This is a genomic window from Mycobacterium dioxanotrophicus, from assembly GCF_002157835.1.
GTDB lineage: Bacteria > Actinomycetota > Actinomycetes > Mycobacteriales > Mycobacteriaceae > Mycobacterium > Mycobacterium dioxanotrophicus.
In genome coordinates, this window is the sequence record NZ_CP020809.1 from 7513372 (window position 1) to 7524920 (window position 11549).

The following is an 11549-nucleotide window of genomic DNA, read 5'->3' on the forward strand; positions in this document are numbered from 1 at the left end:
TGGCGTCACGATGTCACGGCGGCTTATCAGTATTCCGTCGAACACGACACTACGGGCGGCTATGCGTGTCGTGTTCATGTGCCCAGCGGTCCCAGTTAACCGTCGGCGCGCAGCCGCTCGATATGCCGATCCTGTAAATCGGCGGTACGGGTGAGGAATTGGATGACCAGCTGGAGCTGGTCGACGGTGTAGTCGCGTAGCAGCCGGGTGCCGTCGGCGATCAGCGGATCGATGAGCGCGTAGGCCCGCCGCCTCGCGCTGTCGGTGGCGGTGACGATCACCTTGCGCCGATCGCCAGGATGTGCCGTTCGGGTGACGTAGTCGAGTTTCTCCAACCGGTCGAGCATCGTCGTCACACTGCCGGTGGTCAGGCCCAGCCGGTCGGCCAGCATCCGCGGCGTCGCCTCGCTCTCCTCCCGGATGAGGATCTCCAGACAGCGCAAGTCGGTTTCGTTGACACCGAGCACCCGCGCGGTTTCGCGGTCGAAGTCATCGACGGCGGCCTGATAGCGCGCGATCGCATTCGACAGTGCCTCTTCGGCTTCCACTCGTCTTGACAATCAAGTAACTCGACTTCCATACTAATTTTCGCTTGACTATCAAGATACTTCACTGTCGCGGTCGGGGAGGGGATTTCGACATGACACGCGCACTGGTGATCGGCGCCGGCGTCGCCGGCCCGGTCCTCGCGATCGCCCTGCAGCGCATCGGCATCGACGCAACGCTGTTCGAACGGCAGCCGTCGATCGAGCGCCGCGGCGGATCGTGGTTGACGTTTCAGGCCAACGGCATGGACGCACTGCGCGCGCTGGGCATCGCCGAACCGGTCGAAGCGCTGGGGTTCGACCTGGAGACCATCAGCTTCGTCAACGGCACGGGAAGGTACCTCGGCCGTATGCCGCTCGCAGGTCCGCGGGCCGACGGTCAGCTGTCGCAGATGATGCAGCGCGACGAGCTCTACCGCACGCTGACCCGCGTCGCCGCCCAACACGGTGTCCAGGTCGCGACCGGGAAGGAACTCATCGACGCCCATACGACGCCGCGCGGGGTCGAGGCTCATTTCGCCGACGGCGACCACGCCACCGGGGATCTGTTGATCGGCTGCGACGGCATTCACTCCCGGGTCCGCACCCTCATCGACCCCGCGGCGGTGGCGCCACGCTATGTGCCGGTGCTCAACATCGGCGGCTACATCCCCGGTTTCCCGGTCGACGTGCCGCCCCGCGAATTCCGCATGCAATTCGGTACCCGCTGTTTCTTCGCGTGGATGGCCACGCCCGATGGCGGCACGGTGTGGTTCGCGAACCCGCCGATGGCCCGCGAACCTGCGGACGGTGTTCTCTCCGGACTGCCAGATAACCAGTGGCGCACATGGTTACACGAGTTGATGGACGGTGACGTCGGCCCCGCACCCCGGATCATCGATGCCGCTCCAGGACCGCTGTTCGGATGGGCGACCTACGACATGCCCGTCGTTGAGCGCTGGTCCAACGAGCGGATGATCGTGATCGGCGATGCTGCCCACGCGGCCGCGCCGTCGGCCGGGCAGGGGGCCGCCATGTCGCTCGAGGACGCCGTCATCCTCGCGAAATGCCTGCGCGACACTCGCAATATCAGCGCGGCCTTCGCCCTCTTCGAATCGGCTCGCCGCGCCCGCGTGGAGCGGATCGTCAAATACGGTGCCCGATCAGCGAACTCCAAGGCCGCGGGTCCGGTTGCGCGCAAGATCCGCGACGCGCTCCTGCCTGTCGTGTTCAGACGCATGGAACGCAACGGCGGCCGGTCGATGGCCTGGCTGCAGGGCCACCACATCGATTTCGCCGAACCGATGAGATCTCCCGTCTCAGCGGCGAGGATGACGCTATGACAGTGGTTCTGGTGCACGGCAATCCGGAGTCCGACGCACTGTGGGATCCGCTCGTGGCTGCGCTCGGGCGCGACGACGTGATCCGCTTGTCCCCACCCGGGTTCGGCGCTCCGTTGCCCGACGGGTTCACCGCAACGTACCTCGAGTACCGCGACTGGCTCGAGGCACAGCTGGAGGTGATCGACGGCCCGATCGACCTCGTCGGGCACGACTGGGGCGGCGGCCATGTGCTCAATGCGGTGATGCACCGGCCCGAACTGGTGCGCAGTTGGGCCAGCGATGTCGTCGGACTGTTCGACCCCGAGTACGTCTGGCACGACCTGGCCCAGGTGTGGCAGACGCCCGACGCGGGCGAACAGGCCGTCGACGCCATGCTCGGCGGCACCGTGGAGGACCGCGCGACCCAGATGGCCGCGCTGGGCATACCCGTCGACATCGCCGCGCAGATCGCCGCGGTTCAGGGCGCGGACATGGGCAAGGCGATCCTGGCGCTGTACCGCTCGGCGCGCCAACCGGCGATGGCCGAGGCCGGCCAGACGCTGGAGAGTGCTCGGGCGCGCCCGGGCCTGTCGCTGCTGGCGACCGACGATCCCTATATCGGCTCCGAGGCTGTGCGGCGGCGGGCGGCCACGCGGGCCGGCGCCGAGACCGCGGTCCTCGAGGGCCTGGGGCATTGGTGGATGGTGCAGGATCCGGCGCGCGGCGCCGCCGCCCTCAGCGGTTTCTGGGAGTCACTCGACTAGCGGCCGGGCGGGACGGTCGGCGCGATGTACTGGTACCACCACTGGGCGTAGGCCTCCGCCTGCTGCGCGTCCTTACGAAGTTTGCGGCGCGCATTCATGTTGTGGGCCAAGGCAATCCAGTTCATAACCAGGATCGACAGGAAGCTCCACCACCCCAGCAACAGGTTTTGTGTCAGCGCGCTGCGCAACGCCGCGTCGCACTGGGCGTAGGTACCCGTGACGTGGCGGGTCTGGTTGAACCAGAACACGAGTGCGCCGATGTGGGTCATCGCCGAGACCTGGAAGAGCGGCTCGGCCGGCGGGGGCGGGTACTGCGGCTGACCTGACGGCGCCGGATAGCCGGGCTGCTGCTGGGGATAGCCAGGCTGTTGCTGCGGATAACCGGGTTGGGACATGGGCGGACCTCCCTGAAAAGGAGCGCGGAGCGGGCTCTTGTCGAGAAGTGTAAGAGCGCTGCGGAGGGTGCCTGCGCACGAGTTTCGACGCGAAGGCTTGACAACGTACAACCATTTGGTTGTATGTTGATGTGGTGACCGAGAGCGACGAGGACCGGGCCGACGCCCTGTTCCACGCGCTGTCCGATCGCACCCGGCGCGACATCATGCGCCGGGTGCTGGCCGGGGAACACTCGGTTTCCACGCTCGCGGCGAAGTACGACATGAGCTTCGCCGCGGTGCAAAAGCACGTCGCCGTGCTGGAGAAGGCCGGCCTGCTCACCAAGCGACGCAGCGGTCGCGAGCAACTGGCCAACGGCGATGTGGCGGCGGTGCGGTCGGTGGCGTCCATGCTCACCGAGCTGGAACAGGTGTGGCGTGGCCGCATCGCCCGTATCGACGAACTGCTCTCATCCGACCCGATCCAGGAGGACTGAACCATGCCCGTGACCGACGTGAACCACGACCTCGACAACCTGACCCTCACCATCACGGCCGACTTCGCCGCACCGGTACAGCGCGTCTGGCAGGTCTACGCCGACCCGCGTCAGCTCGAAAAGGTTTGGGGCCCACCGACGTACCCGGCGACCGTGGTGGACCACGACCTCTCCCCCGGCGGCCGTATGACGTACTTCATGACCGGCCCGGAAGGCGACAAGCACGCCGGATACTGGGAGATCACCGCCGTCGACGAGCCGACGAGCTTCTCCTTCGTCGACGGTTTCGCCGATCTGGACTTCAACCCGAACCCTGACATGCCGGTGTCGACCAACGTCTACACCTTCTCCGAGCACGATGGCGGCACCCGCGCGGTCTACATGAGCACGTTCGCCTCCGCCGACGCTCTTCAGCAGGTGCTCGACATGGGTGTGGTCGAAGGCGCCTCACAGGCGATCAATCAGATCGACGAGCTGCTCGCTGCCTGACGATGGAACGCGAGGGACTGTTCTGGGACAGCGTGGCGGGGCGGGCACCGATACCGCCCGCAGCCCGCACACTCGGGTTCGAACTTGTCGATGCCGATCCCGAGCAGGGGTCGATCACCGTCGCGTTCGCCGGGATCGAGGCCTTCACGAATCCCTTCGGCGAGGTCCTGGGCGGGTTCCTGTCTGCGATGCTCTACGACACCGTCGGGCCCGCTCTGCTCGCCACGCTGCCACCCGGACAATTCATCGAGACTCTGGAGCTGCACACGGCGTTCGTGCGTCCGGCAGCACCGGGGCGGTTGATCGGGCGAGGTCGTGTGGTGGCGGTCCGCGGCGAACTGGCTGAACTCGAAGGCTCGCTCGAGGACCCCACCGGCGAGGTCGTCGCCACCGCAACCGCGACGGCGCGGATCATCGACGCGCGTCGGTAAGACGATAGGTCACTACGCAGCGCCCGGGCGGTATACGTTCGTGCGATGGACTTCGATGAGTACCGGGCGTACGACGCCACGGGACTGGCGAAACTTGTTGCAGACAAACAGGTTTCATCGGCCGAGCTACTCAGCGTGGCGCGCGAACGGGCCGCTGCGGTCAACCCGCGGATCAATGCGATCGTGCGCGACATCCCGGCCTCCGCGCCGGATGACCGCAGCGGTCCGTTCGCCGGTGTCCCTTTCCTCATCAAGGACCTCGGCCAGGATTACGCGGGCATACCGACATCGGCCGGGTCACGTGCACTGATGTCACGGCCCGCTGCCGAGCACGCCACTGTCGTGCGGCGCTGGATCGATGCGGGCCTGGTCATCTTCGGCAAAACCAACACACCGGAGTTCGGCACGAAAGGCATCACCGAGCCGGTCGCGTGGGGTCCGGCGCGCAATCCCTGGGATCTGTCCCGGACACCCGGTGGTTCATCGGGCGGGTCCGCGGCGGCGGTGGCCGCCGGGATCGTGCCCTGCGCGGGCGCCAACGACGGCGGCGGATCGATCCGGATCCCGGCGGCATCATGTGGACTTGTCGGCCTCAAGCCCGGCCGGGGCCTGGTCCCGTCGGGCCCGGAGACCGCGGAATCCATGCACGGTGCGGCCGTCCAGGGCGTCGTCACCCGCACGGTGCGCGACACTGCGGCGATGCTCGACGTGCTCAGCGGCGGTGAGCCGTGGGGTCCGTATTCGCCGGCCGTCCCGGCGGAGTCGTTCGCGTCATGCGTGGGCGCGGATCCCGGAAAGCTGCGGATCGGCGTGCGGGTGCCGAGCGCGATCAATCCGGCGCCGCACCCCGAAGCGGTCGCGGCGGTCGCGGCCACCGTGGGTGCGCTCACCGAACTCGGCCATCATGTCGAGGAGCTTCCGCACGCTCCCTTCGACGACGCCGCGTTGGCCCGCGACTTCCTGCTCACCTGGTTCGTCTACACCGCTTGGGAACTCGCCGAGGCCAAGCGGTTGACCGGGGCCGGCGACGACCTGTTCGAGCGCGACACGTTGATCATGGCAGCTCTGGGCCGGGCCACCAGCAGCGTCGAGTACGTGGCTGCCGTGCAGCGGCGCCACGAACACACGCGCCGGCTGAGCACCTTCTTCGAGTCCCACGACCTGCTGTTGACGCCGACGTTGGCGACGCTGCCGCCGAGGATCGGCGAGTTCGACCTTCCCGGGGTGGTGCAACACGCCGCGGATGCGCTGATCAAGACCCGCACGGCAAGTCTGTTGCGCTACACCAAGATTGTCGACGACATGGTGGACAAGAACCTCGGCTGGGTGCCGTACACCCAATTGGCGAACATCACCGGCAGGCCCGCGATCTCGTTGCCGCTGCACTGGACCGCTGAGGGTCTGCCGCTCGGTGTCCAGTTCGTCGCGCCGCTGGCCGGTGAATCGCTTCTGCTCAAGCTGGCCGCTCAGCTCGAGCAACAGCTGCCGTGGACGGATCGGGTCGCCCCGGTCTGACTGCCGCCTGGTCTGACTCCCGCCTGTGCGCCGGAACTGCCTCCTGTGCGCCGGAACTGCATTCCCGGTCGTAAAAGTGGGCGCTCAACGACCGGGAATGCAGTTCCGCGGCGTCAGTCGCGGATCATTCCCTTGGTGCGCATCAGGAAGTCGGCGAGATAGCCATCGTGCGGAATGGCTGGAGCGGTGTGCGAGGTGAGGTGATTGCCGGCGTAGACGTTGGCCACGGTCGGCTCGTCGAGCAGTGCATCGATGAGCTCCTCGTCGGTGGTGATCGCGTTGACCACCAGCGACTGCCGCAGCGGGAGCACGCCGTCGGCGCGGGACCACGGGGCGATCCACACACACGGGAACGCCAACTCGGTGTTGAGCGTGTCGACATCGGGGCACTCGAGCATGTGCACAGCGGGACGCAGCGCAGCCGAGCCGTCGCCCAGATCCGCGACCACCTGGTCGGCACCCAGAAGCGGTTCTGCGCCGCGGGCTTTGGCCCCGAGGTAGTCCGCGACGCGCCTCGCCGAATCCAGCGGTTGGATCGGCAGAATCGCACGTTCACCGGAGGCCGGCAGCGGCTCGATCGTCGTGAGCCGCGCGGCGATCGCCGCTGCGAGCGCCCGGGGATCCCCCTCGTACAGCACCGCGGTGGCATTGGTGCACGCCATGCCGCCCTGCCCGCTGATCGAGTCGACGATCACATCGAGGTAAGCGTGCCAATCCATTTCGGCGGTGATCAGGATCTTGGTGCGGCCCGGCCCGTTTGTCAGCACGGTCGGGTCGCGCGCGTACTTGTCGACGACGTCCTGCCCGCCGTACACCACAGCCAGATCGGCTGCGGCGATGATCTCGGCCGCACCGGCGTGGTCGGTGGGTAGGTAAACCGCATCTTCGGGCCGAAAGCCGGCCTGCCGCAACGCATTCACCAGGCGATGCGCGGTGAAGGGCTCACGCCGCGACGGGCGCACGGCGACTCGAAAGCCGAGTACCAGGGCCTGCGCCCACGACCCGTGCACGCCCGGACTGTTTCCCGACGCGTGTACGGCCAGCACGTCGCCACGCCGCGCCCACACCGCCCTTCCCCGCCGGGTGCGTTCATCGCGCCAGTCGAGGACAGCCCCGACCGGGCGGGCCGGCGTCACCGCACCCACGGCGCCGCGCACAGCCTCGGCGACACCACGGGCACTGGCACGCGCGACCGTGACCGGCAGACCCGCCACCCGACTCACCATCGCGACATACTCGTCGAAATCGCGGCCGCCGCTCAGCGCCGTCTCGAAAATGTCGGCGGCGTCGGCCAACGCGCTCTCACGCCGCGCCGTCGGCAACGGTGCCGCCTGACGCTGCGCCCGTATCGTGCGGTTGACGTACAGCGGCGGCACGACACTCAGCTCGGCCACCGGCGTGCCGGTCACGTCGGTGATCACGTCGCGGGTGCGGGTGCGGTACTCGCCACCCGGCCCCAGAGCGTCGAGGTAAAGCACTGGACTGCTTGCCTTTTCGGCTCTTTCCGATGCGACGTTCAATAGACACCCTCGATGGCGGGTTCGCCTTCGAACATCGCGACGGGAGCGACCTCGCTGACCGAATCGCCGATCTGCCCGGCGGGCCCGGGCATTCGGATGGCCGTGTCGCGTTCGAGATTGTTCGGGATGAATGCGCCCTTGCTGATGTGGTTCATCACCACCCGGCCGCGCCTGCCGTACGGCACCCTCTCCCCTGTCTCGGTGTCGATGACCCAGAACACGACGTACGGCGTGCGCGGGTCGAAGATGAACGCGTCCCCGTCGACCCGAGTCATGGCCTGCGACAGGATCATCGTGCTGCCGAAGGCCATGGCGAAGGTCGTCGCCGGGAAGATGTCGCGGAGCAGGTCGAGGGTGTCCAGGTCCACGTGGGCGCCGCTGAGCAGCACAAAGCGGATCTTCCTGTTGATCAGGTCCACCATGGCGTCGTCGCGGGCCATCGCCTCCAGCAGCGGCGGGCTGGTGTGCAGGTTCGCCACGTTCTGGGTGTGCAGGATGAACCCGGCCTGCTCCAGCAGGTGTTCGACGTACGCCGAGGCCTCCCCCGCGGCGCCCCGCGCGATGACCTTCTTGACCCACCGCGGATCCATGTCGACCGGGAAGAACACCGAGCCCAGCCGCTCGCTCACCGCGCGTGAGAAGTGGCCGACCCCATGCGGCCCGCCGGGCATCATGAACAGCAGACCCGAGCCGGGCAGGAACCCGCCTGCGGTGAAGTCCTCGATCTGCCACCGGGTGACCTGCTCGACCCAATCGGGTAGTTGCGCCGTACGTTTGGGAGCCCCGGTGGTTCCGCCCGACTCGAACACCTTGGGCACCGGAGGCGGCGATCCGTAGCCGCGCGGGATGAGGTCCTGCACCGGCACGCTGCGCAGTTCGTTGACGAGATTCGGGAACAGCCGCAGGTCGTCGAACCCGCGCACGTCGGTCAGGGGGTCGAAGTTCAGTGTCCGTGCAACACGCAGCCAGAAGGGCGAGCCCGTGTCCGCGCCGAAGTGCCACGCGATGGCGGCGTGCAGATAGGCCTCGGGATCGGGCACTGGCTCAGGGCGGGGAACATCCAACAGCGAGAAATCAATCTCGGCCATACCGCAATCCTGACGCAGCGACCAACGCAGGCGCAGCCGATCCGGTGGAGAGTCAGTGAACTCTCAGCGCCATCTGGCCCACACATAGGGCACCAGGGCACGCAAGAAGTCCAGGTCGGGCCCCGGCTGGGCGTCGGCGAACGCCTGCTCGAAGTACTCCTCGGCCACCAGCAGGATGCCTTCGGCGAATTCGGCGGTGAACGCGATGCTGCCGTAGTGGTCCATCATCGCGCGCACGGTCCGCACCATCTCGGGCGACCGTTGCGGGCGTGACAGATTCAGGAACTGCCGCACCAGCGTCTTGTCGGCATCATCGGCCACGCTGAGCAGGTGCACCAGCGGCAGGGTTCGTTTGCCCTCGTAGAGGTCGCCGAGGATCTCCTTGCCGTACGTTTCCTCATCCCCGACAAGGTTGAGCAGATCGTCGCGAATCTGAAACGCCGCGCCGAAGTGAAAGCCGAAGCGCACCAGCGGACCGAGTTCGACAGTGCCGCCGCTGCCCACGATCGCCCCGACCCGCAGCGGATGAATCGTGGTGTACCAGCAGGTTTTGTGCATGATGAGGTTGAGGTAATCCTCGGGGACCAGGTTGTCAACGGAGTCCAGCCGCCAGCCGACCTCGGTGGCCTGACCTTCCAATGTGCGCATGGCCATCGTGTCGAACTCGGCCCAGATCAGGTCGGCCAGGTCGCGGTCCAGGCGTCGCACGGCCCGGCGCAGGACCTGCCCGGCCACCACGGCCAGGCCGTCACCGGCGTTGAGCGCGGCAGCGACGCCGTAGGCGGCCGACAGCGTCGGCCTACCGCGGCGCATCTCACTGCCGTCGGCGATATCGTCGTGCACCAGGAAAGCGTTGTGCAGCAATTCGATTGCCACCGCCAACCCGAGCAGATCGTCCGCGTCGGCGCCGAACGCGCGGCCCGCCGACATGCACAGTGCAGGCCGCAGCGCCTTGCCGGGCCGTGCCGGATACTCCCGCATCGGCGTGTAAAGCCACTGTGCGGGTTCGCCTTCGGGCAAGGCATCGAGCATCGACCGCCGCACCAGCTTGCCCACGCCGCGCAGCCTGTCCTCGACAACGGCTATGAACTCGTCGCGGTCGGTCGCGCTGCTCATGGGGCGCTGGAGGTCACTGTCAGCGCTATCGGCAGCCAGACATCTGGATGCCCGTCGGCGAGCAGGGTTCCGCGGTAGCACCCGGCCGTGGCGCCGTCGGGTATGTCGATCTCCATCATCACCCCGCGGCTGGAGCGCGCGACCATCGGAACGGTGCCCGGAGTGAAGCGCACTCTGGCCGCGGGTATCGCCGAGCCGTCATGCGCCAACAGGTCACTGCAGCGCAGCGCCACGGTGCCCAGGTCCTCCGCTCCGCTGTTGTGCAGCCACACCTCGGTGCAGACGGGAGCGGCTCCGGCCGTCTCGAGCAGAAGCTGGCCGCCGGCACGTGAATTCACCAAGTCCAGCGTCGCGGTGTCCGGTGGCGCGGACGCGACCGAGCGCAGTGATCCGACAACCTGGCCGAGCATCTTCTGCCATGCCACGAGGACCTGATCGACATCGGGGAACGCCGGTTGCTCACGTGATTGCGTTGCCTGCGAGGGAGTTTCGGCGCTGCCGGGACCCGCAGCCGGGGCGGTGGGTCTGCTCATCCGGACGAACCGGTCGACGATGCTGGACGCCGCGCGAAAGCCTCGCGCTTGAATCTCGCCGAGCGCGCGGACGTTGACCGCCGGGTCGAATGCCGCTGCCCAGGGGATGTCGGACAAGGTGCCCTCGCCCTGCGGCCCGCCGTTGCTCATGTGGTCGTTCCCTCGTCGATTCGGCCAAATTGACGCCTGTTACGCGTATGCTAAGGCCGCATTCGACCGGAGGGCCGCTGATGTCGAAACTTCAATCGCAGCTTGCCCTCTTCGGAGCTATCGACCAAGAAGTTGTCAACGCAAAGACCCGCCTGCGTGCCGGGGATACCGGGCGCGATGCCGCCATCGATTCGGCCGTCATCGACATGGTCGGGCGGTTCCTACCTGGTTCTACCGGGTTCGGCCAGTCCGGCTGGTACCAGGAGCTGCAGGTTCTGGTCCAGAGCCAGGCCTCCCATTCGTCTGACAGCGGGGCGTTCACCTTCCCCGACCTGCGCACCGCCGTCGACGACCTTGCGGAGCGTCACGACGACGAGGAGACCGACGACCGCGACCCGATCCTGGCCAGGGCCACCTACGCAGCCGTCGTCCTCGACAAGATCTACCGCCTCACCGGACCACCCGAGGGAATCTCGCCGCTGACCGTCCTGGACCGCACGTTGGCCGGCTGGACGGATGAACCGATCGACGACCTCACGTTCCGACTGGAATCCCAGATCGACGACATCAACAGCCGTGCCGACTGGGTCCTCAGCGCCGAGATGTTCGTCGGCGGTCCGTTCGCTCGGGCGTCGAAGCCCTGTTTCGGTGCGCTGCGCAAGGTGGACGGGAAATACTGCGCGTACATCACCACCGACGACACCGCCGACGATCTGACCGTTGCCGACGTCGCCAAGATCGTCGATCCCATCAACTGGCACAACTGCTGCAGCTTCTTCTGCGAGATGCAAAACCAGAACCCTCAGTTCAGCGACGGCTGGAGCAGACTCGTCGAACGGATCAGCGGCGAGTGCACGAAGTACTACCTCGACACCGCCCTGATCTTCTGGAAGCAGCAGCTGCCCGACGGTTCTCTCTACATCAACTACGACCTCGACAGCGACCGCCAGCACGACAGCATGTACGTCGAGGTCGACAGTGGCTACATCTGGGTTTCCCCGTTGCAGCCCAACGGGGTTCGGATCCGTACCTCAAAGCTGGAGCGCGTCAACGGCTTGAGCCCCACCGCGACAGCGGCGCTGGCCTGCCTGATGGGCTGGGGCACCGTCGCGTCGGAGATGCTCGGCGGGACGGCCCGCAAGCACATGCAGAACCCCAACAAGCCGCCGGCGATGCTGCCGTTGCTGCTGTCCCCCGACAACTCCTCCGCCTACCAATAGGGGGCC

13 protein-coding genes are annotated in these 11549 nt (G+C 67.2%); 7 read left to right on the forward strand and 6 right to left on the reverse strand.

Annotated features, from left to right (window positions below; translation table 11 throughout):
- Positions 1-95: 95 nt before the first annotated feature.
- Complete coding sequence (locus tag BTO20_RS36210; protein ID WP_232490973.1) at positions 96-548, reverse strand: MarR family winged helix-turn-helix transcriptional regulator; 453 nt, start codon at positions 546-548, stop codon at positions 96-98.
- 92 nt (positions 549-640) lie between these two features.
- Between BTO20_RS36210 and BTO20_RS36215 the strand changes: the two genes are divergently transcribed.
- Positions 641-1867 (forward strand): FAD-dependent oxidoreductase, encoded by a 1227-nt coding sequence (locus BTO20_RS36215; protein WP_087081264.1) that lies wholly within the window; start codon positions 641-643, stop codon positions 1865-1867.
- Positions 1864-2610, forward strand: a complete 747-nt coding sequence (locus tag BTO20_RS36220) for an alpha/beta fold hydrolase (protein ID WP_087081266.1) — start codon at positions 1864-1866, stop codon at positions 2608-2610. The genes BTO20_RS36215 and BTO20_RS36220 overlap by 4 nt, the downstream gene beginning before the upstream one ends.
- Here BTO20_RS36220 and BTO20_RS40035 read toward each other — a convergent pair.
- Positions 2607-3005 (reverse strand): hypothetical protein, encoded by a 399-nt coding sequence (locus BTO20_RS40035; RefSeq protein ID WP_198344194.1) that lies wholly within the window; start codon positions 3003-3005, stop codon positions 2607-2609. The two genes, BTO20_RS36220 and BTO20_RS40035, sit on opposite strands and share 4 nt — an antisense overlap.
- A gap of 134 nt (positions 3006-3139) precedes the next feature.
- Between BTO20_RS40035 and BTO20_RS36230 the strand changes: the two genes are divergently transcribed.
- From BTO20_RS36230 to BTO20_RS36245, 4 genes are read left to right on the forward strand one after another with little or no spacing between them, the layout of a single operon-like run.
- On the forward strand, positions 3140-3481 hold the full coding sequence (locus BTO20_RS36230) for an ArsR/SmtB family transcription factor (protein WP_064948431.1): 342 nt from the start codon (positions 3140-3142) through the stop codon (positions 3479-3481).
- A gap of 3 nt (positions 3482-3484) precedes the next feature.
- On the forward strand, positions 3485-3970 hold the full coding sequence (locus tag BTO20_RS36235) for an SRPBCC family protein (RefSeq protein WP_087081268.1): 486 nt from the start codon (positions 3485-3487) through the stop codon (positions 3968-3970).
- A 2-nt stretch (positions 3971-3972) separates the two neighbouring features.
- On the forward strand, positions 3973-4401 hold the full coding sequence (locus BTO20_RS36240; protein ID WP_087081270.1) for a PaaI family thioesterase: 429 nt from the start codon (positions 3973-3975) through the stop codon (positions 4399-4401).
- Between the two features lie 45 nt (positions 4402-4446).
- Positions 4447-5916, forward strand: a complete 1470-nt coding sequence (locus tag BTO20_RS36245) for an amidase (RefSeq protein ID WP_087081272.1) — start codon at positions 4447-4449, stop codon at positions 5914-5916.
- 113 nt (positions 5917-6029) lie between these two features.
- On the opposite strand, the gene BTO20_RS36250 is transcribed toward BTO20_RS36245, so the two are convergent.
- The 4 genes from BTO20_RS36250 to BTO20_RS36265 all read right to left on the reverse strand — a co-directional run bounded on the left by BTO20_RS36250 (position 6030) and on the right by BTO20_RS36265 (position 10323).
- On the reverse strand, positions 6030-7394 hold the full coding sequence (locus BTO20_RS36250; protein WP_087081274.1) for an aldehyde dehydrogenase family protein: 1365 nt from the start codon (positions 7392-7394) through the stop codon (positions 6030-6032).
- Between the two features lie 38 nt (positions 7395-7432).
- Positions 7433-8524: a phenylacetate--CoA ligase family protein gene (locus BTO20_RS36255; protein WP_087081276.1), complete on the reverse strand. Its 1092-nt coding sequence runs from the start codon at positions 8522-8524 to the stop codon at positions 7433-7435.
- Positions 8525-8587: 63 nt separating this feature from the next.
- A complete protein-coding gene (locus BTO20_RS36260; RefSeq protein ID WP_087081278.1) occupies positions 8588-9640 on the reverse strand; it encodes a polyprenyl synthetase family protein in 1053 nt (350 codons plus the stop codon).
- Complete coding sequence (locus BTO20_RS36265) at positions 9637-10323, reverse strand: hypothetical protein (RefSeq protein ID WP_087081280.1); 687 nt, start codon at positions 10321-10323, stop codon at positions 9637-9639. The genes BTO20_RS36260 and BTO20_RS36265 overlap by 4 nt, the downstream gene beginning before the upstream one ends.
- A gap of 80 nt (positions 10324-10403) precedes the next feature.
- Here BTO20_RS36265 and BTO20_RS36270 point away from each other — a divergent pair, with 80 nt between their 5' ends.
- Positions 10404-11543 (forward strand): hypothetical protein, encoded by a 1140-nt coding sequence (locus tag BTO20_RS36270; RefSeq protein WP_087081282.1) that lies wholly within the window; start codon positions 10404-10406, stop codon positions 11541-11543.
- Positions 11544-11549 lie beyond the last annotated feature (6 nt).